Annotated in this window: 25 protein-coding genes and 1 pseudogene; 5 read left to right on the top strand and 21 right to left on the bottom strand. The window is 73.9% G+C overall.

Annotated features, from left to right (window positions below):
• The 7 genes from AB0L45_RS33205 to AB0L45_RS33175 all read right to left on the bottom strand — a co-directional run.
• Positions 1-1038, bottom strand: a 1038-nt coding sequence (locus AB0L45_RS33205; RefSeq protein ID WP_365846656.1) for a glycosyltransferase family 9 protein, incomplete at its 3' end; no start/stop codon positions are given.
• Positions 1035-1820: an HAD-IIIA family hydrolase gene (locus tag AB0L45_RS33200; protein WP_365846654.1), complete on the bottom strand. Its 786-nt coding sequence runs from the start codon at positions 1818-1820 to the stop codon at positions 1035-1037. The genes AB0L45_RS33200 and AB0L45_RS33205, both read right to left, overlap by 4 nt.
• Before the next feature lie 2 nt (positions 1821-1822).
• Positions 1823-2878, bottom strand: a complete 1056-nt coding sequence (locus tag AB0L45_RS33195) for a glycosyltransferase (protein ID WP_365846652.1) — start codon at positions 2876-2878, stop codon at positions 1823-1825.
• Complete coding sequence (locus tag AB0L45_RS33190; protein WP_365846650.1) at positions 2875-4656, bottom strand: carbamoyltransferase C-terminal domain-containing protein; 1782 nt, start codon at positions 4654-4656, stop codon at positions 2875-2877. Before AB0L45_RS33190 ends, AB0L45_RS33195 begins: the two co-directional genes overlap by 4 nt.
• Before the next feature lie 108 nt (positions 4657-4764).
• Entirely contained in the window at positions 4765-5724 is a 960-nt protein-coding gene (locus AB0L45_RS33185) for a UDP-glucuronic acid decarboxylase family protein (protein WP_365846648.1), read from the bottom strand.
• Positions 5725-5962: 238 nt separating this feature from the next.
• Positions 5963-6904, bottom strand: coding sequence for a polysaccharide pyruvyl transferase family protein (locus AB0L45_RS33180; RefSeq protein WP_365846646.1), 942 nt, complete (start codon positions 6902-6904; stop codon positions 5963-5965).
• Positions 6901-8232 (bottom strand): glycosyltransferase family 9 protein, encoded by a 1332-nt coding sequence (locus tag AB0L45_RS33175; RefSeq protein WP_365846644.1) that lies wholly within the window; start codon positions 8230-8232, stop codon positions 6901-6903. Before AB0L45_RS33175 ends, AB0L45_RS33180 begins: the two co-directional genes overlap by 4 nt.
• Positions 8233-8452: 220 nt before the next feature.
• Between AB0L45_RS33175 and AB0L45_RS33170 the strand changes: the two are divergent.
• Both AB0L45_RS33170 and AB0L45_RS33165 read left to right on the top strand, forming a co-directional pair.
• Positions 8453-8686, top strand: a pseudogene (locus AB0L45_RS33170) (hypothetical protein); the annotation flags it as partial.
• 548 nt (positions 8687-9234) lie between these two features.
• Positions 9235-10503, top strand: a complete 1269-nt coding sequence (locus AB0L45_RS33165) for an MFS transporter (protein ID WP_365846666.1) — start codon at positions 9235-9237, stop codon at positions 10501-10503.
• A gap of 151 nt (positions 10504-10654) precedes the next feature.
• Here the strand turns inward: AB0L45_RS33165 and AB0L45_RS33160 are convergent, their stop codons facing one another.
• Positions 10655-10849: a DUF2795 domain-containing protein gene (locus AB0L45_RS33160; RefSeq protein ID WP_365846642.1), complete on the bottom strand. Its 195-nt coding sequence runs from the start codon at positions 10847-10849 to the stop codon at positions 10655-10657.
• Positions 10850-11051: 202 nt separating this feature from the next.
• On the opposite strand from AB0L45_RS33160, the gene AB0L45_RS33155 reads away from it, so the two are divergent.
• From AB0L45_RS33155 to AB0L45_RS33145, 3 genes are all read left to right on the top strand, one after another.
• Positions 11052-12350, top strand: coding sequence for an ATP-grasp domain-containing protein (locus tag AB0L45_RS33155; protein ID WP_365846640.1), 1299 nt, complete (start codon positions 11052-11054; stop codon positions 12348-12350).
• 61 nt (positions 12351-12411) lie between these two features.
• Positions 12412-14445: a CocE/NonD family hydrolase gene (locus AB0L45_RS33150; RefSeq protein ID WP_365846638.1), complete on the top strand. Its 2034-nt coding sequence runs from the start codon at positions 12412-12414 to the stop codon at positions 14443-14445.
• 19 nt (positions 14446-14464) lie between these two features.
• The gene (locus AB0L45_RS33145; protein WP_365846636.1) at positions 14465-14971 is read left to right on the top strand and encodes a metallophosphoesterase; all 507 of its coding nucleotides are present in this window, start codon (positions 14465-14467) and stop codon (positions 14969-14971) included.
• A 23-nt stretch (positions 14972-14994) separates the two neighbouring features.
• On the opposite strand, the gene AB0L45_RS33140 is transcribed toward AB0L45_RS33145, so the two are convergent.
• The 13 genes from AB0L45_RS33140 to AB0L45_RS33080 form a co-directional block, all read right to left on the bottom strand.
• A complete protein-coding gene (locus AB0L45_RS33140; RefSeq protein ID WP_365846634.1) occupies positions 14995-15816 on the bottom strand; it encodes a sirohydrochlorin chelatase in 822 nt (273 codons plus the stop codon).
• A 3-nt stretch (positions 15817-15819) separates the two neighbouring features.
• Positions 15820-16797, bottom strand: coding sequence for an ABC transporter permease (locus tag AB0L45_RS33135; protein WP_365846632.1), 978 nt, complete (start codon positions 16795-16797; stop codon positions 15820-15822).
• Positions 16784-17626, bottom strand: coding sequence for an ABC transporter ATP-binding protein (locus tag AB0L45_RS33130; RefSeq protein WP_365846630.1), 843 nt, complete (start codon positions 17624-17626; stop codon positions 16784-16786). The genes AB0L45_RS33135 and AB0L45_RS33130 overlap by 14 nt, the downstream gene beginning before the upstream one ends.
• Positions 17627-17659: 33 nt before the next feature.
• Entirely contained in the window at positions 17660-18763 is a 1104-nt protein-coding gene (locus tag AB0L45_RS33125) for an aliphatic sulfonate ABC transporter substrate-binding protein (RefSeq protein ID WP_365846628.1), read from the bottom strand.
• 93 nt (positions 18764-18856) lie between these two features.
• Positions 18857-18994 (bottom strand): hypothetical protein, encoded by a 138-nt coding sequence (locus AB0L45_RS33120; RefSeq protein ID WP_365846668.1) that lies wholly within the window; start codon positions 18992-18994, stop codon positions 18857-18859.
• Position 18995: 1 nt separating this feature from the next.
• The gene (locus AB0L45_RS33115; RefSeq protein WP_365846626.1) at positions 18996-20357 is read right to left on the bottom strand and encodes a GTP-binding protein; all 1362 of its coding nucleotides are present in this window, start codon (positions 20355-20357) and stop codon (positions 18996-18998) included.
• A gap of 2 nt (positions 20358-20359) precedes the next feature.
• The gene (gene cysD / locus AB0L45_RS33110) at positions 20360-21304 is read right to left on the bottom strand and encodes a sulfate adenylyltransferase subunit CysD (protein ID WP_365846624.1); all 945 of its coding nucleotides are present in this window, start codon (positions 21302-21304) and stop codon (positions 20360-20362) included.
• Positions 21301-21834 carry an adenylyl-sulfate kinase gene (gene cysC, locus AB0L45_RS33105; protein WP_365846622.1) on the bottom strand — a complete coding sequence of 178 codons (534 nt, stop codon included), beginning with the start codon at positions 21832-21834 and terminating at the stop codon, positions 21301-21303. The genes cysD and cysC overlap by 4 nt, the downstream gene beginning before the upstream one ends.
• A gap of 68 nt (positions 21835-21902) precedes the next feature.
• Complete coding sequence (locus AB0L45_RS33100) at positions 21903-22610, bottom strand: phosphoadenylyl-sulfate reductase (RefSeq protein WP_365846620.1); 708 nt, start codon at positions 22608-22610, stop codon at positions 21903-21905.
• Complete coding sequence (locus tag AB0L45_RS33095) at positions 22607-22804, bottom strand: hypothetical protein (protein ID WP_365846618.1); 198 nt, start codon at positions 22802-22804, stop codon at positions 22607-22609. The genes AB0L45_RS33100 and AB0L45_RS33095 overlap by 4 nt, the downstream gene beginning before the upstream one ends.
• A complete protein-coding gene (locus AB0L45_RS33090) occupies positions 22801-24498 on the bottom strand; it encodes a nitrite/sulfite reductase (RefSeq protein WP_365846616.1) in 1698 nt (565 codons plus the stop codon). The genes AB0L45_RS33095 and AB0L45_RS33090 overlap by 4 nt, the downstream gene beginning before the upstream one ends.
• A gap of 194 nt (positions 24499-24692) precedes the next feature.
• Positions 24693-24776, bottom strand: a complete 84-nt coding sequence (locus AB0L45_RS33085) for a putative leader peptide (protein WP_312024626.1) — start codon at positions 24774-24776, stop codon at positions 24693-24695.
• A 170-nt stretch (positions 24777-24946) separates the two neighbouring features.
• Positions 24947-25513 carry a GNAT family N-acetyltransferase gene (locus tag AB0L45_RS33080; protein WP_365846614.1) on the bottom strand — a complete coding sequence of 189 codons (567 nt, stop codon included), beginning with the start codon at positions 25511-25513 and terminating at the stop codon, positions 24947-24949.
• Positions 25514-25612 lie beyond the last annotated feature (99 nt).

Raw genomic sequence — 25612 nt, 5'->3', positions numbered from 1 at the left:
CGCCCCGGGCGCGCCGCGGGCGGCGCCGGGGCCGGTCAGCCGGGACACGGCGGCGAGCAGCGCGGTGTCGCTGACCGTGTCGAGACAGGGGTGACCCGGCACCGGGCAGCGCCGGGCGCGGCTGCCGGCGCACGGCGCCTCCTGGTCGCCCAGCAGCACGTGCGGCACGCCGTAAGGCGCCCACAGCCGCGCCGGGACCACCGGCGCGAACAGGCAGACGACCGGCGTGCCCACGGCGGCCGCGAGGTGCGCCGGGCCGGTGTTGCCGACGACGACCGCCCGCGCGCGGGCCAGCACCCCGGCGAGCTGGTGGGCGTCGGTGCGCCCGCCGAGGTCCAGTGCGTGGCCGCCCGCGACGGCGGCGGTCAGCTCCCGTTCGCCGGGGCCGCCGGTGATCACGACCCGGTGCCCCGCCGCGCTCAGCGCGCCCGCGGCCCGCGCCGCCCGCGCCGCGCTCCAGGCGCGGGCCGGCACCGCCGCGCCGGGGTGCAGCACCACGTACGGATCGCCGCCGGTCAGCGGCGTGGTGTCGGGCGGCGGGAGGACGCCCAGCGCCCCGTCGTCGCCGGGCGGCAGGGCGAACCCGGCGTCCCGCGCGAGGTCCAGCGCCGCCTCGGCCTCGTGCCGCTCCGGCTTGCGGTGGTGCCGCAGGTCCAGCAGGGCGCCGGGGTAGTCCACGCTGTCCGCCGCGATCCAGCCGACCCCGGCGAGCTTGAGCAGCAGCGCGGCGGGCAGCGGGCTCTGGTGGTACGACACGAGCACCAGCGCCCGGTCGAAGCGCCCCGCCGCGAGGGTGTCCACCAGGTCCTCGGTGACCCGCCGGTCCACCGGCGCGGGCCGCAGACCCACCCACGGCGCGTCGTGCACGATCACCTCGTCCACTCCGGGCAGCAGCCGCGCCGCGCGCTCGCCCAGCGGGCCGCACAGCAGCGCCGTGTACGACGAGCCCGCCGCCACGGCACGTACCGCCGGACCGGCCAGCAGCACGTCGCCCGCGCTGTCCAGCCGGACGACGAGCGTGCGCGGGGCCGCGGTCATACGGCGCCCTCCCTGGTGCCGGGGCACGCGTACCGATCGCCGGGGGCGGGGTATGCGTGCGGTTCGCCGGGAGTGGGGTTCGTGTGCCGTTCACCGGGGGCGCCGGGCGGCCGGCCGTCGCCCAGCAGCAGGCGTACGGCGCCGGGCAGATCACGGGCGCACTCCTGCGCCGCCGCGACCTCCTCCGCGCGCGTCACCGGCGTCGGGACGAGCACCCCGCGCGCACCGGCGGCCCGTGCCGCCTCCACGTCCGCGCCGATGTCCCCGACGACGGCCGTACGCGCGGGAGTGACACCCAGGTGGGCGCAGGCGGCCAGGACCAGCCCCCGAGCGGGCTTGCGGCAGGCGCAGCCGTCGCCGGGCCCGTGCGGGCACACCGCCCAGACGCCGAACGGCCCGAGCCGCGCCTCGATCTCCCGCTGCACGGCCGCGACCTGCGCGCCGTCCAGCAGGCCGCGGGCGACGCCGGACTGGTTGCTCACCACGCCCACCGCGAGGCCGCGCTCCCGTACCGCGTCCAGGGCCGCGCGGGCTCCGGGCATCGGCTCGACCCGTTCCGGGTCGCCGTTGTAGGGCACGTCGGCCACCAGCGTCCCGTCGCGGTCGAAGAGCACCGCCTCCAGCGGACCCGCGGCGCCGGACAGCCGTCCGGTGGGCACCGGCATCCGCACCGGAGCCTGCCGGCCCGGCACGTACAGCCACAGATTCCCGGGCTGCTCCCGGCCGGCCGCCGGGTCCGCGACCGCCGTCGTGCTCCGGGCGGCGTCCTGGTACCTGTCCACGGCTACACCCGCTCCGGGACCGGCTGCGGCCGGTCCAGCGGCACGGCGGGCGCCGGCCGGACGCTCAGCGGCGCCACCCGGCGGTGCCGCACCAGCCCGCGCAGCCAGTGCCCGGCGGCGGCCGGCGGGATCAGGACGCTGGTCACGGCCATCGTGACGACCTCCGCGCGAGTACGGGGGCCGGGCGCGATCCGCGCCCACGCGAACTCGGCCGTCCCGCCCAGCCACAGCCCGGCCAGCGCCAGCGCCGTCCCGCGCCGTCCGGCCGCGGCACAGGCCAGCGAGGCCCCGCCAACCGCCGTCACCGCCAGGTGCCACGGCAGCCGGCCGCGCGGCGCGTCCGCGTGGTGCCACCAGTCCGGGCCGTGCTTACGGGTCATCAGCACGTCGTCGGCGTTGCCCGCCTGGAGCCGTACGGAGATCCAGCGGTCGGCGGGCCGCACCGGATGCGTGGTGCGGCGGGTGCCGACCGCCAGCGTCCAGCCCGCCGCCAGCACGCGCAGCGCCAGATCGGCGTCCTCCCGGAAGGCGCGCCGGAACCGCTCGTCGAAGCCGTCCACGGACTCCAGCGCGTCCCGCCGGTACGCCATGTCGGCAGTGATCCACTTGGCGGTGGCCAGCCCGGCCGTGTTGCGCTCCCAGTCCGTGGACCGGCGCTCCTGGGGCACCGGCACCGCGATCCGCGCGGTGATCCCGGCCGTGCGCGGTGACGCGGCGGCGAGATCGGCGGCCAGGTCCGTACCCCAGGTGGGGCCCGGGACCACGTCGTCGTCCAGGAAGACCACCCACGGTGTGGCGTCCGCCGCCCGCCAGCCGGTGTTGCGGGCCGCGGCCGGCCCCCGCGCGCAGCCCGGCACGGTCTTCGTGCGGTCGCGCAGCGCCTCGGGGACCTCGACGGGCAGCGGGGTGCAGTCGTCCAGCGCCCGGTCGTCCACCAGCACGACCTGGAGCGGCGGCGGGCCCTCGGCCGCGGCCAGCGCCCGCAGGCACGCCGTCAGGCTGGGCCGCCCGAGGGTGGGGATCACCACCGTGAAGTCGGCGGCGGTCGGCAGGGTCATCGGACCGCCTCCTCACCGCTGCCCGCGACCGGCGCCTGCGCGGGCCGCGCCAGCCGGTCGTACGAGGCGGGCGGCAGCGTCTCTTCCAGGCCGGACGGGAAGGACAGCACCTCGGCCCGGCGCGCCGGCCGGCTCCCGGCGGCGAAGAACGCGTCCCGCCGTACCGCGAACGGGCCGATGGCCAGCAGGTCGACGGGCGTGGAGCCGAAGCACTCCAGCGCGTCCCGCGGGTCGTCGACCATCGGGCGGCCCGCGGTGTTCAGACTGGTGTTGACGACGACGGGCAGCCCGGTGAGCCGTTCGAACTCGGCCAGCATCCGGGCCACCAGCGGCTCGTCGTCCCGGTCCACGGTCTGGATGCGGGCGGTGCCGTCCACGTGCACCACCGCCGGGATGCGCTCCCGCCACTCCTTGGCCACGTCGTGCACGAACAGCATGTACGGGCTGGGCAGCTGCCCGTCGAAGATCCGGCCCGCCCGGTCGGCGAGCACCATCGGCGCGACCGGCCGGAACTGCTCGCGGCCCTTGACGTCGTTGAGCCGCTCCAGGTTCGCGGAGTGACCGGGGTGCGCCATCAGGGAGCGGTGGCCGAGCGCCCGCGGCCCGTACTCCGAACGCCCCTGGAACCAGGCCACGATGGCGTTCTCGGCCAGCGCCTCGGCGACGGTCGCGGCGATGTCGGCGGGCCGCTCGAAGGGCACGGCGGCGGTCCGCAGCCAGGCCTCCAGCTCCGTGTCGGACCAGCCGCGGCCCAGGTCGGCGCCGGGCATCGGCGCGGGCTCCTCGCCGCCGTCGGCGCTCAGCAGCAGCGCGCCGCCGAGCGCGGTGCCCGCGTCACCGGCCGCGGGCTGCACCCACACCCGGTCGAACGGCCCCTCGCGCGCGATCCGCGCGTTGGCCACGCAGTTCAGCGCCACCCCGCCGGCCAGCGTCAGCACACTGTCGTGCGTGCGGCCGTGCAGCCAGCGGGCCAGGTCCAGCAGCGTCTCCTCCAGGACGAGCTGCGCACTGGCCGCGAGATCGGCGTGCGCCTGGCTCCACGGCTCGTCCGGGTGGCGCGGTACGCACAGGTCGCTCCACGGCACGTGCGCGGCGTGGAAGCCGCCGTCGCCCGTCGGGTACACGTAGCGGCGCAGCTCGGGCAGCATCCGCGGGGTGCCGTACGAGGCCAGCGCCATCACCTTGAACTCGTCGGAGGAGCGCAGGAATCCCAGGTGCGCGGTCAGCTCCTCGTAGACCAGGCCGAGCGAGTGCGGCAGCTCCTGCCCGTACAGCGGCTCCAGCTTGCCCTGTACGCGCTGCGCGGCCAGGTGCGAGGTCGCCTCGCCGCGGCCGTCGAGCACCAGCACCGAGCAGTTGTCGGCGTCCGGCGCGGCGAACGCGGCGGACGCGGCGTGCGCCATGTGGTGCGCGACGAAGCGCACCCGCTGCGGGTCGAGGCCGGGCAGCGCGGTCTTGAGGAAGCCGGGGGCCTCGCGCGCGTACGTCAGGCGCAGGTGGTCCCAGGGGTCGTCCAGGCCCAGCTGGTCGGCGGGCCGGGCGAGCCGGGGGTCGAAGGAGTACGCCACCGCGTCCAGGTCCTCGGGGCGCAGGCCGGCCGTGGCCAGGCACCAGGCGGCGGCCTGTTCGGGCATCTCCCAGGCGGAGAAAGGCACGGGGCGTTTGCCGTGCTTACGCCGGGAGAAACGTTCCTCCTCGGCGGCGGCGACGGTCTGCCCGTCGACGACGAGGGCGGCGGCGGGATCGTGGAAGAGCGCGTTGATGCCGAGAATGCGCATGGGGTTTCGCTGGCCTTTCGTCGGGATGGACGGCGCCCGTCCGCCGCCCGGTCGGGGCGGCCGGACGCCCGGTGCTCCGGCCCGGCGGCCGCCGGGCCGGAGGCGGTGTCAGGCCCCTTGCCGTGCGCGGAACCACGCGACGGTGCGCGCCAGGCCGTCCCGCGGTGCCACTTCGGGCTCCCACTGGAGCTTGCCGCGGGCCATCGTGATGTCGGGGCAGCGGACCGCGGGGTCGTCCGTGGGCCGGTCGATGAACCGGACCTGGGAGCGGGAACCGGTCAGTTCGATGATCAGGTGGGCGAGTTCGAGCATGGTGATCTCGATCGGGTTGCCCAGGTTCACCGGCCCCCGGAGGTCGGAGGCGGCCGCCGCGAGGATGCCGCGGACGGTGTCGTCCACGTGGCACAGGGAGCGGGTCTGCAGCCCGTCGCCGGTGACGGTGAGCGGTTCGCCGGCCAGCGCCTGCCGGATGAACGTCGGCACCGCGCGGCCGTCGTGGCCGCGCATCCGCGGCCCGTAGGTGTTGAACAGCCGCACGATGCCGGTGTCGGTGCCGTGGGTGCCCGCCTCGGCCGTGGTCATCGCTTCGCCGAAACGTTTCGCCTCGTCGTACACGCTCCGCGGGCCGACGGGGTTGACGTTGCCCCAGTACGTCTCGCTCTGCGGGTGCTGCTGCGGATCGCCGTACACCTCGGAGGTCGACGCGAGGATGAAGCGCGCCCCGTGCGCCCGCGCCACGGCGAGCGCGTTGCGCGTACCGAGGCTGCCGGTGTCCAGCGTGTGCAGGGGCAGCCGCAGGTAATCGGCGGGGGAGGCGGGGGAGGCGAAGTGCAGGACGAGGTCCACCTCCCGCCCCACCTCGAACGGCTCGGTGACATCGGCCTCCACGAACCTGAAGCCGGGCATCCCCCGCAGCTGCGCGACGTTCTCCTGCGCCCCGGTGCTCAGATCGTCGACGCAGGTGACAGAGGTGCCCTGGGCCAGCAGCGCGGTGCACAGGTGCGAACCGACGAAACCCGCGCCGCCGGTCACCACGGCGTGTTTCCAGTTCCGGGAAAGGGCGTTCATGGGACTCCCTCGACTAGGGGTTGCCCAGAATCGGGTGCCTCGCCTCGTTCGGTAAAAACGTCACGCTAGGCAACGCTGCGCCCCGCTTCGGCATGCCTTACGCTGATAAGTCGCTCACATCCGTTTTCTCGGCGCCCGGCAGGCGACCACAGCCCCTCGCCCACCGCGTCGCCCCAGGACACCGCGTACGACCGGACCACCTCCCCGGCACGCCCCGCCGGCAACCGCCGTCCCACAGTCACCCGTACGGCTGGGCCAGGCGCCGCAGCAGCCCGTCGAGCAGTTCACTGCCGGCCGGCCGCACCGTGTGCCGCGCGGCCCGCTCCCGCCCCGCCGCCGACAGGCACCACGCCAACAGCCGGTCCAGCGCCGCCGCTTCCACCTGCTCGCAGCGCAGCACGGCGGGCCAGCCCAGCGCCGCCGCCTGCGCGCTGACCTTCGCGCCGCCCTCGACGGGATCCACGGCGAGCGCCGGGATGCCCGCCCGCAGCGCCAGGACCATGCCGTGCAGCCGGGTGGTCACCACCACGTCCAGCCGGGCCAGTACGGCATGCAGTTCGTCCGGCGTCGCGGGCAGCCGCCAGTCGCGCGAGTCCAGGCGGGTGTCCATCGGCAGGCGCGCCGCCCCGACGCCGCCCAGCCAGGCGGTCAGGGCGTCACCGGCCTCCGCGTGCCGGCGGCGGGCACCGTACTCGTGCTGCCCGCCGGTCAGCACCACGCCGATGAGCGGCAGGCCGGACGGCGCCCGGGCCCGCAGGCTCAGATCCGGCGCCCCGGTGTCCTGCCCGGCCGTGTCACGGGGCAGCACGTCGTCGAAACGGGTCACCGCCGGATCGTCCGGGTCGGGTACGGACACGCCGACGGCGACGCGGCGGCAGCCCGCGAACCGGTCGTGCAGCGCGAGCAGCGGACTCGGCCCGCCGTCCGGCGGGGGTCGGGAGTGCACCGGGCCGCACGCGAAGACGAGGTCGGTGTACCGGGCGGGATCGGCGTCGTCCAGGTGCAGCGCGCCCGGCCGGAACACCGGCGACCAGGCCGTGTCGTACGCGATCCCGGCACCGCGCAGCGCCTCCTGCACCGCCTCGGCCGCGAGCGCGTCACCGGCCGTCACCTCGCCGTGCAGAAAGCTGAACCAGCCGGTGAGCAGGACCCGCCGCGGACGGCCGCCGGCCACCGTCACGACACCGGCGCGGGGGCCGGGGCCGGTGCGGTGACCGGGTTCGGTGCGGGGGGCGGGTCCGGTGCAGCGACCGGGGCCGGTGCGGGGGCCGAGCGGTCCGGCGTACGGCCCGGTCGGTCCGGGGTACGGTCCGGTCGGTCAGGCGCGCTGCTCGGTCGGTCAGGCGCGCTGCTCGGTCGGTCCGACGCGCTGCTCGGTCGGTCCGACGCGCTGCTCGGCCGGTCCGACGCGTCGCTCAGTCGATCCGGTACGCCGCTCGGCCGGGCCGATGCCCCGCTCGGCCGGTCCGGCGCCGCGCGCGGCCGGTCCGGCGCCCGTACCGGCTCGGGGAGCCGTGCCACGGCCGTCAGCACCTCCGCCGCGGTGATGCGCAGCAGCCGCGCGTCCGGCTGCTCGCCGTGCGCGTCCCCGGGGCGGGCCCGGTCCAGGTGGTCCGGGTGCCACAGCACCCGGTGCCGGGGCACCCGGGGCGGGCCCCAGAGCCGGGGCGCGACCGGGCCGAAGAGCACGACGGACGGGGTGCCGAGGGCGCTGGCCAGGTGCGCGAGCCCGGTGTCGCCCACGATCACCGCGCGGGCCCCGGCGACCAGCGCCGCCAGCTCCCCGAACGGCACGTCCGCCGCGCCGCCCAGGACGGCCGACGGCGGCAGACCGGCCTGCGCGGCGACCCGCCGGGCCGCCGGGCCCTCGTCGGCGCCCGCGGTGATCACGACCCGGTGCCCCGCGCGGTGCAGGGCGTGGGCCACGGCGGCGAACCGTTCCGGCGGCCAGCGGCGCGCCCCGGCGTCCGCCCCCGGGTGCACCACGACCGCGCCGGGCGCGGGGCAGGGCTCCACGGGCGCCTCGATCCGCAGGTCGTCCGGGTCGGCCGGAATGCCGTACCAGGTCAGCAGGCGGCACCAGCGGCTGCGCTCGTGCTCGTCCTCCCGCCACACCGGCCCCGCGATCCGCGGGGTGGCGGGGTGTGGGTACGCGAAGAGCCGGGCCGGGCGCAGCGCCAGCAGCGGCAGGTGGCTGGCCGGCCCGTTGCCGTGCAGGTCCACGGCGAGGACAGGCGGCGGGCCGGTCCAGTCGATCACCTGCGGCACGCCGCGGGCAGGCGCCGACGCGGGCAGCAACCGGTCGACCACACCCGTCGCCAGGGCGGCCTCGGTGAGCCGGCGGGGCGCCGCCAGCACCAGCTCGTGCTGCGGATGGGCGGTCCTCAGGGCACGCAGGGCGGGCACCGCCGTCAGCAGGTCCCCGAGCCCGAGCGCCCGCAGGACCAGGATGCGGGGCCGGCCGGCGGTCCGGAGCGGGTCGCGCGAGCTGGGGCGGACCGGGGTCATACGGGTGCCTCCTCGGCATTCCTGCGGGCCCCGCGCCGGGCGTCCGGCGCGGGGCGGTACGGGACGGCGCGGGCCCGCCTGCGCGGCGCGCATCGCTGCACTCCAATGTGCGGGGAGCGGGGGCGGGCCGCTACCGGAGGAGGGGCGGGGGTGCGAGGGCCTGGCCCGGGCGCCACGCCGTGAGCGTGTACGGGTACGTACAGCGGCACCTGAACGAGGAAACAGGGCCCGCCCCGGAACGGCCGGACATCTCGCCGCCCTGCCCGGAGTCACCGTCCTCGACCTGGACCTTCCGGCCGCCTTGGCGGTGGCGCGGGAGGAGACCCGGGCGGTGGCGCACCCTCAGTACACCGCGCAGCCCACCATCGACCGGCCCGGTGGGGCGGTCATCGCCACGGCGTGGCCCGGGCGGTGGGAGGGGCGGCCGGTGCGTGTTCCCGACCTCACGCCCTGAGCCGGCTCCCGGGACCTTCGGCCCGCCCCGTGAAGCACCCCTGACGCGCGCCTGACGCATGCCTGAAACCCTCTGTGAGCAACCCCACCCGCCCCCCGGAGCCCTTGCGCCGCAAGGGATCCGCGGGTGCGCGACAGCCTCGTCTCCCCACCGGGTGTTCCCCCGGCCGGGAGACGTCTGTGAACATGAGACGTTGCTGCGCCTGAGAGGGTCCGTCGCCACGGACCGGGAGAGGCCGGCATCCCGACCGAATCGGTGCCCACGCGGCGCACACAGTTGTGCTGCTCCGTGCCCGCCGAGCCGCGCTCCGAGCCTGCTGGGCTCTTCACGAAGTTTCTGCCGCTGTGTCTTTCCCCGTTCGTTCCGCTGCCCGCGTCCCGGCGCAGGCGGGATCCCACGAGTCGATTCCCGCTCCGGAAACCCCTGAAACAGTAGAAACCGAAAAAAATACGCGCCGACGTGCCGGCGGCTTCCGCTACCTCCTGGGCCGTAAGGCCAAGGGCGACGGCGGCGACCACGCGCCGTGGCGCTCCCTGCGCTACCGCAGCATGCGCTGGTGGTCGGTGGCCAACCTGGTCTCCAACGCGGGCACCTGGATGCAGCTCACCGTGCAGAACCTGCTGGTGCTGCAGCTCACCGGGTCCGCGGCGGCCACCGGTCTGTCGCTGTCCGTGCAGGCCGGGCCCGGCCTGGTCATGGGTCTGTTCGGCGGTGCCGCCGTGGACCGCTGGCCGCGCAAGCTCACCGCCGGGCTGAGCCAGGCCGTACTGGGCCTGGTCGCCTTCACGACCGCGGCCCTGGTCGCGACCGGCCAGCTCAACTACGGGCTGCTGATGGCGCTGGCCGCCGTCACCGGCCTGATCGCCACGATCGACGGGCCCGCCACCGCCCTGCTCGGCAACGACCTCGTGCGCCGGGAGGACGTGCCGTCCGCCATCGCGGTCGGCTCGCTGGTGCACAGCGTGGGGCGCCTCGGCGGTACCGCGCTCGCCGGTATCGCCGTCGGGTTCCTGGGCACCGGCGCCGCCTACGCGGCCAACGGGGTGTCCTTCTTGTTCGTCGCGGCCGTCATCCCCTTCCTGCGGCCGGTCAGTGAGGCGCTGCGGGCGCCCGCGAAGTCCTCCCGGGCCACCGAGGAGGCCGTCGAGGCCGTGGGCGCGCCCGAGGTGGAGATCGGCGACCGGGCCCGGGACGGGCTGGCGTTCTTCCTGCGCCGGCCGCGCCTGGTCGCGCTGGCCGCCATCACCGGCCTGAGCGCGATCTTCGGCCGTAACTACCAGCTCACCCTGGCGGTCCTGGTCACCGGCCCGCTGGCGGCGGGCGCCGGGGCGTTCGGCACCGTCTCGTCCGTACTGGCCGCGGGCGGCATCGTCGGCGCGATCCTCGCCGCCCGGCTGCGCAACCCCTCGGTCAAGCTGGTCGGCGCGCTGGCCGCGGCCGGCGCGCTGCTCCAGGTCTTCGCCGGGCTGTCCCCGTCGCTGATCGTCCTGCTCGTCCTGGTGCTGCCCATGTCGGTGGTCGAGTCGGTCTCCGACACGGCCGGTACGACGGTCCTCCAGACGGACCCGCCCGCGAACATGCGGGGCCGGGTGCTGGGCGTGTGGCGCAGCGCGAGCACGGTGTGGAACCTGGTGGCCCCGCCGCTGCTCGGCCTGCTGATGGAGGTGGCCGGGGCCCGGGGCGCCCTGGTGGCGGGCGGTCTGATCATCGCGGTGGCGATCGGCGCGGGCGCCCTGCTGCGCTCCCGCGAGCGCATCGCCTGGCTGACGCCGGCGCCCGCGCCCGCCGTGGCGGCGGACTTCCGGTCGGTGGCCTGAGGAACGGCGCTCCGGGGCCGGCGGGACGGGGGCCGGCGGGACGGGGGCCGGCGGACCACGCGTCCCGCCGGCCCCCTCAGGCTGTCTCCGGCCTTACGGGATCCTGCTCACCGGATCCCGCCCCACCGGACGCGCCTCACGGAACCCCGCCTCACCGGTTCTTGAAGACGGCCTTCTCCACCTCGGCGGGGTTGTCGTAGCTCTTGCCCGGGATGTGGGAGATCTTGTCCATCATCTGGCGGTCCGCGTGGTTGTCCTTGGCGCAGGAGACCAGGTCGTCCTTGCTCGCCGGGTAGTGCGCGCCCTTGAGTGCCTTCTGCAGCTCGATGGGGTTGGTGTCGCTCATGAGGTCCTCCGGGTTACGGGGGTGGGGGTGCCGGCCGGCGGGCTGCCGGGCGGCCGCCCCTCCAGTACCCGGGCATTATTGGATTAATCGGACAGGCGTCCCGGGTGGAGTCCTGCCCGGCGCCCGGCAGCTCCCGGGGTTTGCCCGATCTCCGACGGGTACCCGCGTGCCTCGCCGGACAGCAAGCCCGAGGAGGACCCCGGTGAGCGAGAAGAACATCTTCGTACTCGGCCTGGAAGAGGCCAACCTGCCCGCCCTGAACGACGTGCCCGACGCGGACCGGTACCGCTTCCACCCGCTGCTCACCATCAAGGAACTCCAGGTCGGCGAAGTGTCCGTACCCGACCTCCTGGACAAGGCCCAGCAGGTGCTGGACTCCTTCGAGGGCAGCATCGACGCCATCGTCGGGTACTGGGACTTCCCGGTGAGCACCCTCGTACCGATCCTGAGCGAGCGCTACGGCACCCGCAGCACCAGCCTGGAGTCGGTCGTCAAGTGCGAACACAAGTACTGGAGCCGGCTGGAGCAGGAGAAGGCCGTCGACAGCCATCCGCGCTTCGGCCGCGTCGACCTGCACGCGGACACCCCGCGCCCGCCCGAGGGCGTCGGCTTCCCCATGTGGCTCAAGCCCGCGCTCGCGTACTCCTCGGAACTGGCCTACGGCGTCAAGGACGAGACGGAGTTCCGCACGGCCGTCGAGAAGATCCGCACGGGCATCGGCCGCGTCGGCCAGCCCTTCGAGTACATCCTCGACCGCCTCGACCTCCCCCCGGAGATGACGGGCGTCGGCGGGCAGGTCTGCCTGGCGGAGGAGGCGCTGTCCGGCATCCAGGTCGCGGTCGAGGGATACGTGCACGACGGCGAGGTCACGGTCTACGGCGTCCTGGACTCCATCGACTACCCCGGCAGCTCGTCCTTCCTGCGCCACCAGTACCCCTCGACGCTCCCCGAGGCCGTGCTGCAGCGGCTGCGCGGCATCTCCCGCCGCGTCATGCGGCAGATCGGCACGCAGGAGGCGACGTTCAGCATCGAGTACTTCTACGATCCGCACACCGACGTGATCAACGTGCTGGAGGTCAACCCCCGCCACTCCCAGTCGCACGCCGAACTCTTCCAGTACGTCGACGGCGCCCCCAACCACCACGCCATGCTGCGCCTCGCCCTCGGCGAGGACCCGGCCATGCCGCACCGCCAGGGCCGCTACAAGACGGCCGCCAAGTGGTACTACCGCTGGTTCGCCGACGGCGTCGCCTGCGCGGTGCCCTCCCCGGAGGAGATCCAGCGCATCGAGCGCGAGATCCCGGGCACGCGGATCCACGTGATTCCCGAGCCCGGCCAGCAGCTGTCGGACATGGAACAGCAGGACAGCTACAGCTTCGAACTGGCCCATGTCTTCACCGGGGGCGACAGTGAGGAGGAGCTGCGCGAGAAGTACGACCACTGCGTGGCGGCCCTGCACCTGGCCTGCGAGAAGGCCGGACCCGCCGGCCGGGACAGCTGAACCGGCCCGGCCGGTCCGCCCGGCCGCGCCGACCGCACGACAGCGAGGAGAAGGTCGCCCCATGCGTTTCGTGAGCAATCTGCCCTGCGCGACGACGGAGGAGGACCACGTCACCATCCCCGTCTCCGACGGCACCCGCCTGTCGGCGCGGATCTGGCGCCCCACGGCCTCCGACGAGGAACCGGTGCCGGCGGTGCTGGAGTACATCCCGTACCGCAAAGGGGACCTGACCGCCGTCCGCGACTCGATCCACCACCCCTACATCGCCGGGCACGGCTACGCCTGCGTCCGCGTCGACCTGCGCGGCACCGGTGAGTCGGAGGGCGTCCTGAAGGACGAGTACCTGGAACAGGAGCAGGCCGACGCCGAGGACGTCCTCGCCTGGCTGGCCGACCAGCCCTGGTGCGACGGCAACACCGGCATGATGGGCCTGTCCTGGGGCGCCTTCGCCGCCCTCCAGGTCGCCGCCCGGCAGCCGGAGAGCCTGCGCGCCATCGTCATCGCGTCCTTCACCGACGACCGGTACGCCGACGACATGCACTACATGGGCGGCCAGCTGCTCTCCGACAACCTCGCCGAGGCGGGCACCATGTTCGCCTACGCCACCTGCCCGCCCGACCCGGCCGTGGTCGGCGGCCGCTGGCGCGAGATGTGGCGCGAACGCCTGGAGCACACCGAGCCGTGGGCCCTGAACTGGCTGCGCCACCAGCGCCGCGACGCGTACTGGCGGCACGCCTCGGTCTGCGAGGACTACAGCTCCGTACGCTGCCCGGTGCTCGCCTCCAGCGGCTGGGCCGACGGTTACTCCAACGCCGTGACGCGGCTGCTGGGCCATCTCGACGTGCCGCGCAAGGGCCTGATCGGCCCCTGGTCGCACAAGTTCCCCCATCTGGGCGAACCCGGGCCCGCGATCGGCTACCTCCAGGAAGTCGTGCGCTGGTGGGACCACTGGCTCAAGGGTGCCGACAACGGCGTCATGGACGGGCCGATGCTCAGCGCCTGGATGCAGGACAGCGTGCCGCCGTCCACGTCCTACGAGACCCGGCCGGGCCGCTGGGTGGGTGAGCCGGAGTGGCCCTCCCCGCACATCCGCACCGTCGCCCGCCCGCTCTTCCGGCACCGCATCGGCGCCGACGGCGAGGAGTGCGGGGACCGCGGCTGCGGTGTGCTGACCGTGCAGTCGCCGCTGTCCGTCGGCCAGTTCGCCGGCAAGTGGGCCTCGTACAACGCGCCGCCGGACCTGCCGTACGACCAGCGCGAGGAGGACGGCGGGTCGATGGTCTTCGACAGCGACCGGCTCACCGAGCGCGTGGAGATCCTCGGCTCACCCACCGTCGAACTCGACCTGTCGGTCAGCGAACCGGTCGCCATGGTCGCCGCCCGGCTCTCGGACGTGGCGCCCGACGGCCGGGCCACCCGCGTCACCTACGGGGTGCTCAACCTGGCCCACCACGAGACGGTCGGCGAGCCGGAGCCCCTGGAGCCCGGCCGGCGCTACCGGGCCACCGTCCAGCTCAACGGCGTCGCCCAGGCGTTCCCGCCCGGCCACCGCATCCGGCTGTCGCTGTCCACCTCGTACTGGCCGCTGGCCTGGCCGCCGCCCCGGCCCGGCATGCTCAGCGTCCACGAGGGCACCAGCACCCTGACCCTGCCGGTACGGCCGACGACCGAACCGGACCGGCTGCCCCCGCACCCGTTCGGCGAGCCGGAGGGTGCCCGGCCGCTCACCGTCACCCAGCTGACCCCGCCGGAGGAACGCTGGGACGTCAAGCGCGACCTGGTCGGCTACACCTCCGAGCTGGAGATCGTCAAGGACCGTGGGCTGGCCCGCCTGGAGGACACCGGCATGGAGGTCGGCCGGCGCGCCTACGAGCGGTACACCACCGTCGCCGACGACTTCACCTCCGCCACCGGCGAGACGCTGTGGACCATGCGCTTCCGGCGCGGCGACTGGGACGTACAGGTGGTCACCCACCAGAAACTGCGCTGCTCCGAGAAGGAGTTCCACATCGACGCCACCCTGGACGGCTACGAGAACGACCACCGCGTCTTCTCCCGCACCTGGAACGAGACGCTGCCGCGCGACTGCCTGTGAGAGGAGCTACGGTCGGCCCGTGCGCCTGCTGCTGATGTCCGACACCCACCTGCCCAAACGCGCCAAGGCCCTGCCACCGGAGCTGCTGGAGCAGGTGGCGCGCGCCGACGTGGTCGTGCACGCCGGGGACTGGGTGGACACCGCCACCCTGGACCTGCTGGAGGAACGCTCCCGCAGACTCCTCGGCGTGTACGGCAACAACGACGGCCCCGAACTGCGCGCCCGCCTCCCGGAAGTGGCCTACGCCGAACTCGGCGGCCTGCGCTGGGGCGTCGTCCACGAGACCGGCCAGAAACAGGGCCGCGAACGCCGCTGTGCCCAGCAGTACCCCGACCTCGACGTCCTCGTCTTCGGCCACAGCCACATCCCCTGGGACACCACGACGGAGGACGGCCGCCTGCGTCTGCTCAACCCGGGCTCGCCGACCGACCGCAGGCGGCAGCCGTACTGCACGTACATGACGGTGGAGGCCGGAGCGGGCCGGCTCAGCGACGTACAGCTGCACCGGCTGCCGCCGCGCGGCTGAGAGACGGCCGCCGGACGCGGCGGTCAGGCCACGAGCGCCCGCACCGCCCGCCCCACCGCCTCCTCGTACCGCCGCACCAGCAGGCCCGCCACCTCCGGCGCCGGTCCCAGGACTCCGGCCAGGACATCGGCGCCCGCCTCATCGGCGCCGCGGGCGATGCGGTCCGGGAGGCGGCCGGGGGCGATCACGTACGGGGCCACCGCCACCCGTTCGGCGCCCTCGGCCCGCAGGGCGCGTACGGCGTCGGCCGTGCGGGGCAGGGAGGCGGAGGCGAACGCAGGCCGCACGGCGTACCAACCGGTGGTACGCCGCCACTCCCGCGCGATTTCAGCGATCACTGCGATCGCCTCCGGGTCGGAAGAGCCCGCCGAGGCCAGTACGACCCCGGTCGAGCGCCGGTCGCCGGGCCGCAGCCCGGCCTCGGACAGCCGCCGTTCCAGGGCGGCGGTCAGCAGGGGGGAGGGGCCGAGGACACCGGCCTGGCGCACGGTGAGGCGCGGCAGCCGCGCGGCGGCCTCCCGCAGCACCGCCGGGATGTCCGTCTTGGCGTGGAACGCGCGGGTGAGCAGCAGCGGCAGGGCCACCACGTCCCGTACCCCGTCGGCGGCCAGCCGCTCCAGCGCCCGCGGCACGCCCGGCGCGTTGAAGTCGAGGAAGGCCACCTCGACGCGCAGGCCGGGCCGCTGCGCCCGCACTCGCGCGCGCAGCGCGGTGACGGTCGCGGCATGCCGCGGGTCGCGGCTGCCGTGGGCGATGACGAGGAGGGCGGGGCGAGCGGGGCGGGCGGGGCGAGCGGGGTGAGCGGGGCGAGCGGGGCGGGCGGGGCGGGCGGGGCGGGTGTCCATGGGTCAGCTCTTCACCAACAGGCCGCGGCTGCGCAGCACCCGGCGTTCGATCGGCGCGAAGATCAGCAGCTCGATGCCGATGCCGACGACGAGGATGAGGAGGATGGCGGAGAGCACCCAGGACATGTCCTGGAGTTCACGGCCCTGTTCGAGGAGCTGGCCGAGGCCGGTGCCCAGGTCGGCGGCGTTGACGATGAGTTCGGCGGCCATCAGGGAGCGCCAGGAGAAGGCCCAGCCCTGCTTGAGGCCGGCGAGGTAGCCGGGCAGCGCGGCGGGCAGCAGGACGTGCCGTACGCCGGTCAGGCCGCGGGCGCCGATGGTGCGGCCGGCGCGGAGGTAGAGCGGGGAGATCTGGTCGACGCCGGCGACCAGACCGTTGGCGATGGAGGGGACCGCGCCGAGCAGGACGACCGCGTAGATGGTGGCGTCGCTCAGCCCGAACCAGATGATGGCGGCGGGTACCCAGGCCACCGAGGGCAGCGACTGCAGGCCGCTGAGGATCGGGCCGATCGCGGCCCGTACCGGCTTGACGCGCGCGACCAGCAGGCCGAGCGGTGTACCGATCGCCACGGAGGCCAGGAAACCGAGCGCGCCGCGCGACACGCTCGTCCAGACGTAGTCCAGCAGGGTGCCTTCGAGCCACTTGTCCTGGAGCGACCGTGCCACGTCGACCGGGCTGGGCAGCAGGTAGTGGTCCTTGAGCTCGAAGTGGTAGGCGAGCTGCCACAGACCGAGGACGAGGGCGATCGCGACGACCGGCGGCACGGCCTTGGACGCCAGCGTGCGCAGCCAGGGCTGGCGGGAGGTGACGGTGGTGTCGAGGGCGTCCAGGCCGGCTTCCAGCCCGGCGAGGTCGGACGGGCCGGCGGGTTCCGCGGCGGCCGGTGCCGGCGTCTCCGGGCCGGCCGCCGGCGCGCCGGCGGCGGGTTCGTCGGTGGTGCCGGCGGCCTCGGCGGCCGTCCCGGTCTCAGTGCTGGCCATGGCGGCGGATCTCCCCACGGAGCTGTTCGGTGATCCCTACGGAAAGGTCGGCGACCGCCGCGTCCTCGATGCGCCGCGGATGCGGGATGTCCACGGTCCACTCGCGGGCGATCCGGCCGGGCCGGGAGGACAGCAGCACCACGCGCTCGGCGAGCCGTACCGCCTCCCGGACGTTGTGGGTGACGAACAGGACGGACAGGCCGCCGCTGCCGGCGGCGCCGTCGTTGGCGTCCCGCCAGATGCGGGTCAGCTCGTCGTGCAGCACGTCGCGCGTGATGGCGTCGAGTGCGGCGAACGGTTCGTCCATGAGCAGGAGCCGGCTGTCCTGCGCCAGCGCGCGGGCCATCGCGACGCGCTGCCGCATGCCGCCGGACAGCTCGTGCACCCGCTTGCCGTACGCGCCCTTCAGCCGTACGAGCTCCAGCAGCCGCTCGGCCTCGCCCCGGCGCTCCGCGCGCGGCACCCCGCGCAGCCGCAGCGCCAGTTCGATGTTGCGGCCCGCGGTCAGCCACGGGAACAGTGCGTGCTCCTGGAACATCAGGGCCGGCCGGCCGCCGGGCGTCTCGATGCTGCCCGCGGAGGGCCCGTCCAGCCCGGCGACGAGGTTGAGCAGCGTCGACTTGCCGCAGCCCGACGCCCCCAGCAGGCAGACGAACTCGCCCGGCGCGACATCGATGCTGATGTCGTCCAGTACGTGCTGCTGCGCGCCGGGGCGGCCGAAGGACTTCGAGACGTGGTCGATGCGAGCGGCGTACGAGGCGGTCGCGCCGCCCGTCTCCGCCGGGGCGGGCGGCCGGCTGCCGGGCTTGCTGAGCGTGGTGGTCGTCATCGGTGTCACCTCCTGGGGATGCGTGCGGCGGGACTATGCGCTGCCGAGTCCGGCGTCGTCGACCGCCGGCTTGCCCTCGGCCTTGAGCACCTTGTTGAGCAGCGTGAGGTCGTAGATGCCCTTGAGGGAGGGCTTCTTCAGCAGGCCGGCCCGGACCGCGTGGTCCGCCTCCAGCTGGAGGGTGGCGGCCAGCGGATCGTCGGTGACGTCGGTGTTGCGGAACGCCGGGCCGATGACGTCGGGCGGCAGCGCCTTGCCGGCCGTGGCGGCCAGCTTGTCGTTGAGCGCCTGCTGGGCCTCGGCCGGGTGGGTCCTGATGTACGTGTTGGTCTTCACCGAACCGCGCAGCACCGCCTCGACGGCCTTCGGGTGCTCCTTGAGGAACTTCTGCGAGACGATCACGTTCGTGATGACGAACTTGCCGTCCTTCCACAGCTTCTTCTCGTCCAGCAGCACCTTGCCGCCCTCGGCGACCAGCTTGGAGGCGGTCGGCTCGGGCACCCACGCGGCGTCGATGCTGCCCTGCCGGAAGGCGACGGGGGTGACCTTGTTCTCGGTGCGCTGGACGGTCACGTCGCCCTTGCCGGTGGTGGCGTCGACCTGGTAGCCCTTCTCGGCCAAGTAGTTGAGCAGCGCCACGTCCTGGGTGTTGCCCAGCTGCGGGGTGGCGATCGTCTTTCCCTTGAGGTCGTCGAGGCTCTTGATCTTCTTGGGGTCGACGACGAGCGACACACCGCCGGACGCCGAACCCGAGATGATCTTCAGGCTCTTGCCCTGGGAGGTGGTCCAGCCGTTGATGGCGGGGGACGGGCCGATCCAGCCGATGTCGATGGCGCCGGAGTTCAGCGCCTCGATCTCCGCCGGGCCCGCGTTGAAGACCGACGGCGCGAACTTCGTACCGCCCAGCTCCTTCTGGAAGAAGCCCTTCTGGTCGCCGACCAGCGCGGTGGCGTGCGTGGTGTTGGCGAAGTAGCCGACCTTCACCTGGTCCAGGCCGTCGGTCTTCGGGCCCTTCGCCGCGACCGCGCCCCGGTCGTCCTGCTTGGCGCGGGAGCCGTACCCGCAGGCACCCAGCGCGCCGGTCAGCAGGGGGACGACGGCGAGGGCCGCGAGGAGGCGGTGGCGTACGGCAGGCACGGGAGGGGGTCCTCTCGGAGGGCCGGGCGGCGAGCGCCTACGGCGGGCCCGGCAGAGCGGTGGAATGGCGGAGAAGGGACGGGCGGCGGTACGTCATCGGCGCACACATCGCCCGACGCCGCCCTGGCCGCTGCCCAGGGCGCCGCTGCCGATCCGGCCGCCCTCCTTCGCGAACGTCGAGAAGGCGTCCGCGAAGGTCACGAGGGCGTCCGGGGCCAGGGAAGCGGTCATGTCAGAAGTCCCATTCCGCGTCGTCGTCCGCGGCGGCCGCCGCGGCCTCGGCCGCCTCGGCGAACGCGGACCCGGCCATGCCCGCGGTCAGCGTGGTGCCGTCCGCCGGGTCGATGAGCAGGAACGATCCGGTGCGCCGGGAGTCGGCGTACGGGTCCAGCGCCAGCGGCTCGGCGGTGCGCAGCACGACCCGGCCGATGTCGTTGGCGGCCAGCTCGCCGGGCGCCGGGTGCTGGGAGAGGTCGGCCAGCGTCAGCCGGGACGGGATGTCCTTGACGATCGCCTTGACCGTACGGGTGGTGTGCTTGAGCAGCACCCGCTGCCCGGTCCTCAGCGGCCGGTCGGCGACGTGGCAGACGGTCGCCTCGACGTCCTGCGTGGTGACGGGCGGGGCCGCGGCCGGGGCGATCAGGTCGCCGCGCGAGATGTCCAGGTCGTCGGCGAGCCGTACGGTCACCGACTGCGGCGCCCAGGCCACGTCCACCGCCTGGCCCAGCACGTCCAGCGCCTCGACCGTGCTGGTACGGCCCGACGGCAGCACCGTCACGGCGTCGCCGACGCGCAGCACGCCGGACGCGATCTGGCCCGCGTATCCGCGGTAGTCGGGCAGTTCGGGGGTCTGCGGGCGGATGACGTACTGCACCGGGAAGCGCGCCGGGTCCTCGGACGGGTCGGCCACGACCGGCACGGTCTCCAGGTGCTCCAGCACGGTCGGGCCGCCGTACCAGTCCATGTTCGTGGACGGGGTCACGACGTTGTCGCCCGCCAGTGCCGAGATCGGGATGGCGGTGATCTCCGGGACGCCCAGGGACGCGGCGTACGCCGTGAACTCCTCGGCGATCGCCGCGAAGACCGGCTCGGCGTAGTCCACCAGGTCCATCTTGTTGACGGCCAGCACGACGTGCGGGACGCGCAGCAGCGCGGCGACGGCGGCGTGCCGGCGGGTCTGCTCGACCACCCCGTTGCGGGCGTCGACCAGCACCACGGCCAGCTCGGCGGTGGACGCGCCGGTGACCATGTTGCGGGTGTACTGCACATGGCCGGGCGTGTCGGCGAGGATGAACCGCCGCCGCGGCGTGGCGAAGTAGCGGTAGGCCACGTCGATGGTGATGCCCTGCTCCCGCTCGGCCCGCAGGCCGTCGGTCAGCAGCGCCAGGTCGGGCGCCTCCTGGCCGCGGCCCAGCGAGGCCCGCTCGACCGCTTCGAGCTGGTCGGCCAGCACCGACTTGGAGTCGTGCAGCAGCCGCCCGACGAGGGTGGACTTGCCGTCGTCCACCGAACCGGCGGTGGCGAAGCGCAGCAGCGAGGTGGCCGCCGTACCGGTCGCATCGAATGGGTCCACCGGATCGACAATCGTGCTCATGGTTAGAAGTACCCCTCGCGCTTACGGTCCTCCATGGCGGCCTCAGACAGCTTGTCGTCGGCCCGGGTGGCGCCCCGCTCGGTGAGCCGGGAGGCGGCGATCTCCGCGATGACGGCCTCGATGGTGGCCGCGCCGGAGTCGACGGCGCCGGTGCAGGACATGTCACCGACGGTGCGGTAGCGCACCTGCCGCCGCTCGACGGTCTCGCCGTCCTTGGGGCCGCCCCACTCGCCGGGCGCCAGCCACATGCCGTTGCGGGCGAACACCTCGCGCTCGTGGGCGTAGTAGATGGCGGGCAGTGCGATCTTCTCGCGGGCGATGTACTGCCACACGTCCAGCTCGGTCCAGTTCGAGAGCGGGAAGACGCGGACGTGCTCGCCGGGGGAGTGCCGGCCGTTGTAGAGCTGCCACAGCTCGGGGCGCTGGCGGCGCGGATCCCAGCCGCCGAACTCGTCGCGCAGCGAGAACACCCGCTCCTTGGCGCGCGCCTTCTCCTCGTCGCGGCGCCCGCCGCCGAACACCGCGTCGAAGCGGTTCGACTCGATGGCGTGCAGCAGCGGCACGGTCTGGAGGGGGTTGCGGGTGCCGTCGGGGCGCTCGCGCAGTTCACCGCGGTCGATGAAGTCCTGTACGGAGGCGACGTGCAGCCGCAGCCCGTGCCGGGCCACCGTACGGTCGCGGTAGTCCAGCACCTCGGGGAAATTGTGACCGGTGTCCACGTGCAGCAGCGCGAACGGCACCGGTGCGGGCGCGAACGCCTTCAGCGCCAGGTGCAGCATCAGGATCGAGTCCTTGCCGCCGGAGAAGAGGATCACCGGCCGCTCGAACTCGCCCGCCACCTCGCGGAAGATGTGCACCGCCTCGGACTCCAGCGCGTCCAGGTGGCTGAGCGCGTACGGGTTGTCGGCGTCCCCGGTGCTCTCGCTCAGGGCTGCGGCGGTCGTCATGCCAGTCCCCTCTCGGTGAGCAGCGCGTGCAGCGCCGCCGCGGACTCCTGCACGGTCCGGTCGTGCGTCACGAGCCGCAGATCGGGCGACTCGGGCTCCTCGTACGGGTCGTCGACGCCGGTCAGCCCGGAGATCTCGCCCGCCGCCTGCTTGGCGTACAGGCCCTTCACGTCCCGCTCGGAGCACACCTCGACGGGCGTCGCCACGTGGATCTCCAGGTACGGCGTGCCCTCGCGCTGGTGGCGCTTGCGCACCGCCTCCCGGGAGTCCGCGTACGGCGCGATCACCGGCACCAGCGCCTTGACGCCGTTGCTCGCCAGCAGCTCGGCGACGAAGCCGATGCGCTGCACGTTGGTGTGCCGGTCCGCGCGGCCGAAGCCGAGCCCCGCCGAGAGGAACTCGCGGATCTCGTCGCCGTCCAGCACCTCGACGCGGTGGCCCTCGCCCCGCAGCCGCTCCGCCAGCGCGTATGCGACCGTGGTCTTGCCGGCGCTGGGCAGTCCGGTCAGCCACACCGTGGCGCCCGTCATCTCTCGCTCCCGAAATTCCGATATCTGTGCGGGGTCCGGCTCCTGACGGCCGGACGCCCCGGGGCCGCTCATCCGTGCAGCCCGCATTCGGTCTTGTTGCTGCCGGCCCAGCGGCCGGCCCGCGCGTCCTCGCCCGCCGGCACCCGGCGGGTGCACGGGGCACAGCCGACCGAGGCGTAACCGTCCAGCAGCAGCGGGTTGGTGAGCACGCCGTGCTCGGCGACGTACGCGTCCACGTCCTGCTGCGTCCAGCGCGCGATCGGTGAGACCTTCACCTTGCGGCGCCGGGCGTCCCAGCCCACCACGGGGGTGTTCGCGCGGGTCGGCGACTCGTCCCGGCGCAGCCCGGTGGCCCAGGCGTCGTACCCGGTCAGGCCCTCTTCGAGGGGCTTGACCTTGCGCAGCGCGCAGCACCGGTCCGGGTCGCGGTCGTGCAGCTTCGGGCCGTACGTGGCGTCCTGTTCGGCCACCGTCTGCCGCGGCGTGAGGGTGATGACGTTGACGTCCATCACCTCGGCGACCGCGTCCCGGGTGCCGAGGGTCTCCGGGAAGTGGTAACCGGTGTCCAGGAAGATCACGTCGACGCCGGGGAAGGCGCGCGAGGCCAGGTGCGCGACGACCGCGTCCTCCATGGAGGAGGTGACGCAGAAGCGCTTGCCGAAGGTCTCGGCGGCCCAGGTGAGGACCTCCAGCGGGGAGGCGTCCTCCAGGTCGCGTCCGGCGCGCTCGGCGAGCGCGGCCAGTTCGGCTTCCGTACGGTGCTGAGTCGTCGTCATGTCTCGCTTCCCCCTCGCAGGTCGGCGGACCGTCCGGGCGGGGTGGTGACGCCCTTGGCCAGCAGCCCGAGGAACGAGAGCCGGAACGCGCGGTTGCACGCCCCGCATTCCCACGAGCCGTGCCCTTCCTCGGAAGGGCGCAGGTCCTCGTCCCCGCAGTACGGGCAGTAGAACGGCGCGGCCCGCCCGCTCACTTCAGCGCTCCCTCGTCCGCGCGGGCGGCCCAGGCGGCGAACCGCTCGCCGTCCTCGCGCTGCTCCTGGAACCTGGTCAGCACCCGCTCGACGTAGTCGGGCAGCTCCTCGGCGGTGACCTTCAGACCGCGCACCTTGCGGCCGAAGCCGGCCTGGAGGCCGAGCGCGCCGCCCAGGTGCACCTGGTAGCCCTCGACCTGGTTGCCGTCCGCGTCCAGCACCAGCTGGCCCTTGAGTCCGATGTCCGCGGTCTGGATGCGGGCGCAGGCGTTCGGGCAGCCGTTGATGTTGATGCTGACCGGCTCCTGGAAGTCCGGCATCCGGCGCTCCAGTTCGTCGATGAGCGAGGCGCCGCGCGCCTTCGTCTCGACGATCGCCAGCTTGCAGAACTCGATGCCGGTGCAGGCCATCGTGCCGCGCCGGAAGGGCGACGGCCGGACCTGGAAGTCCAGTGCCTCCAGCCCCGCGATCAGCGGCTCGACCTGGTCCTCCGCCACATCGAGGATGATCATCTTCTGTTCGACGGTGGTGTTCAGCCGGTCCGAGCCGTGTGCCGCGGCCAGTTCGGCGACCTTGACGAGGGTGGCGCCGTCCACCCGGCCGACGCGCGGCGCGAAGCCCACGTAGAACCGGCCGTCCTTCTGACGGTGCACGCCCACGTGGTCGCGCCAGCGCGAGCTGGGCTCCGCGGGCGCCGGCCCGTCGATCAGCTTCCGCTGGAGGTACTCGTCCTCCAGCACCTGCCGGAACTTCTCCGGGCCCCAGTCCGCCATCAGGAACTTCAGCCGCGCGCGGTTGCGCAGCCGCCGGTAGCCGTAGTCCCGGAAGATCCCCACGACCCCGGCCCAGGCGTCGGGCACCTCCGCCAACGGCACCCAGGCGCCCAGGCGTTCGCCGAGCCGCGGGTTGGTGGACAGGCCGCCGCCCACCCACAGGTCGAAGCCGGGCCCGTGCTCGGGGTGCTCGACGCCCACGAACGCGACGTCGTTGATCTCGTGGACCACGTCCTGCACCGGCGAGCCGGAGATCGCCGTCTTGAACTTGCGCGGCAGGTTGGAGAATTCCTTGCTGCCGATGTAGCGCCGCTCGATCTCCGCGATCGCGGACGAGCCGTCGACGATCTCGTCGGCCGCGATACCGGCGACCGGCGAGCCGATGATGACGCGGGGGCAGTCGCCGCACGCCTCGGTCGTCGACAGTCCGACGGACTCCAGCTTCTCCCAGATCGCCGGGACGTCCTCGATGCGGATCCAGTGCAGCTGGATGTTCTGCCGGTCGGTGATGTCGGCGGTGCCGCGCGCGTACTCCTGGGAGACCTCGCCGATGGCCCGCAGCTGCGCGACGCTCAGCCGTCCGCCGTCGACCCGGACCCGCAGCATGAAGTGCCGGTCGTCCAGCTCCTCCGGCTCCAGCACCGCGGTCTTGCCGCCGTCGATGCCGGGCTTGCGCTGGGTGTACAGGCCCCACCAGCGCATCCGGCCGCGCAGGTCACTGGGGTCGATCGAGTCGAAACCGCGCTTGGCGTAGATCGTCTCAATACGTGTCCGTACGTTGAGACCGTCGTCGTCCTTCTTGAACTGCTCGTTGCCGTTCAGCGGAGTGAAGTGACCTACGGCCCACTGGCCCTCACCGCGGTGGCGTCCGGCCTTGCGGCGGGTCGTGGCGGGACCGGTTCGTTCGGGGGTGGCGGCCATGGCGGTATGTCCTTCTGGGCGGCTCGGTGAGGGCGGGAGCGGGCAGCGGCAACCCCACCGTGACCTGCGAAGACGCGCCTCGGCGCAGAGCGGCGCGAGGTGCTGGTCAGAGAGCGTCCGGGGCAGGTCGGATCAGGGGTGCCCGCGCGTCCGCGACGGTGGGGACGGCGAAAAGGATGACGTTGCTGAGACTGTCAGCCCGCCGGACAGATGGCGCTGGACATGCGGCCGAGGTCGACGTGCCGCCGACTCACCAAGGCAATTCCAGCTGTAGACATGACGGAAGCGTGTCATGGCGCTCTTGAGCCAGTCCACCGTCTTCCAGAATATGGACAAGTCTGTCCCACATAACGAGAAAGTGTGGTGCCGGTCACGCTGCGGGCTGGCGGTGGGCACGGCCGCCGCCCGCCCGTTTTCCCCGCGTATCGGACGGAACCGCCGACTCCGGTCAGGCGCCCGGCCATGGACCCGGAGTCGGCATCTCCGCTTCTTCGGTCTCCTCGGTCGCGTACACCCGGAAACCGCGGCGCCGGTAGTTGTCCAGGGCGTGCGGCCCGTCCTTGCTGCACGTGTGCACCCACACCCGGCGCGTCTTCTCCCGCTCCGGCCACCGCTCGGCCAGGTCCCAGGCGCGGGCCGTCCCGTACGAGAGCAGATGTCCGCCGGTGCGGCGCCCGCGGAAGGCCGGCAGCAGTCCGAAGTAACTGATCTCGACGGCCCCTTCGGCCTGCGCGTCCAGCTCCACGAACCCGGCCGGCGTGTCCCGCTCGTACGCCACCCACGTCTCCACGCCGGGCCGCCCGAGGAACTCCTCCCACTGCCCGTACGACCAGCCCAGCCGGTCGGTCCAGGTGATGTCCCCGCCGACGGACGTGTACAGGAACCGGCTGAACTCCGGCGAGATCACCTCGGCCCGGGCGATCCGGACCCGCTGCTCCTCCGGAGGAGCAGCGGCGGGGGCAAGGTCGTCGGGCGCGGTCTGTTCGAGGTACCAGGTGGTCACGGTGAGCGTCATGGGGCCCAGCACATCACAGGGCCCACCCGGGTCTCACCGGTACGGCGCCGGCCTGCTGCCGAGCGGCTCCGCCGGCTGGGAACCGCCCGCGCGGCCCGG

Source organism: Streptomyces sp. NPDC052496 (genome assembly GCF_040679095.1).
Taxonomy (GTDB): Bacteria; Actinomycetota; Actinomycetes; order Streptomycetales; family Streptomycetaceae; genus Streptomyces.
Note: the sequence above shows the minus strand (reverse complement) of the source record. Positions and strands in the feature narration are given on the sequence as shown.

Coding starts and splice junctions, on each gene's coding strand:
- AB0L45_RS33195 (WP_365846652.1), bottom strand. CDS start 2,878: ATGACCCTGCCGACCGCCGCCGACTTCACGGTGGTGATCCCCACCCTC.
- AB0L45_RS33190 (WP_365846650.1), bottom strand. CDS start 4,656: ATGCGCATTCTCGGCATCAACGCGCTCTTCCACGATCCCGCCGCCGCC.
- AB0L45_RS33185 (WP_365846648.1), bottom strand. CDS start 5,724: ATGAACGCCCTTTCCCGGAACTGGAAACACGCCGTGGTGACCGGCGGC.
- AB0L45_RS33175 (WP_365846644.1), bottom strand. CDS start 8,232: ATGACCCCGGTCCGCCCCAGCTCGCGCGACCCGCTCCGGACCGCCGGC.
- AB0L45_RS33165 (WP_365846666.1), top strand. CDS start 9,235: ATGCGCTGGTGGTCGGTGGCCAACCTGGTCTCCAACGCGGGCACCTGG.
- AB0L45_RS33160 (WP_365846642.1), bottom strand. CDS start 10,849: ATGAGCGACACCAACCCCATCGAGCTGCAGAAGGCACTCAAGGGCGCG.
- AB0L45_RS33150 (WP_365846638.1), top strand. CDS start 12,412: ATGCGTTTCGTGAGCAATCTGCCCTGCGCGACGACGGAGGAGGACCAC.
- AB0L45_RS33140 (WP_365846634.1), bottom strand. CDS start 15,816: ATGGACACCCGCCCCGCCCGCCCCGCCCGCCCCGCTCGCCCCGCTCAC.
- AB0L45_RS33135 (WP_365846632.1), bottom strand. CDS start 16,797: ATGGCCAGCACTGAGACCGGGACGGCCGCCGAGGCCGCCGGCACCACC.
- AB0L45_RS33130 (WP_365846630.1), bottom strand. CDS start 17,626: ATGACGACCACCACGCTCAGCAAGCCCGGCAGCCGGCCGCCCGCCCCG.
- AB0L45_RS33120 (WP_365846668.1), bottom strand. CDS start 18,994: ATGACCGCTTCCCTGGCCCCGGACGCCCTCGTGACCTTCGCGGACGCC.
- AB0L45_RS33115 (WP_365846626.1), bottom strand. CDS start 20,357: ATGAGCACGATTGTCGATCCGGTGGACCCATTCGATGCGACCGGTACG.
- cysD (WP_365846624.1), bottom strand. CDS start 21,304: ATGACGACCGCCGCAGCCCTGAGCGAGAGCACCGGGGACGCCGACAAC.
- cysC (WP_365846622.1), bottom strand. CDS start 21,834: ATGACGGGCGCCACGGTGTGGCTGACCGGACTGCCCAGCGCCGGCAAG.
- AB0L45_RS33100 (WP_365846620.1), bottom strand. CDS start 22,610: ATGACGACGACTCAGCACCGTACGGAAGCCGAACTGGCCGCGCTCGCC.
- AB0L45_RS33090 (WP_365846616.1), bottom strand. CDS start 24,498: ATGGCCGCCACCCCCGAACGAACCGGTCCCGCCACGACCCGCCGCAAG.
- AB0L45_RS33085 (WP_312024626.1), bottom strand. CDS start 24,776: ATGTCTACAGCTGGAATTGCCTTGGTGAGTCGGCGGCACGTCGACCTC.
- AB0L45_RS33080 (WP_365846614.1), bottom strand. CDS start 25,513: ATGACGCTCACCGTGACCACCTGGTACCTCGAACAGACCGCGCCCGAC.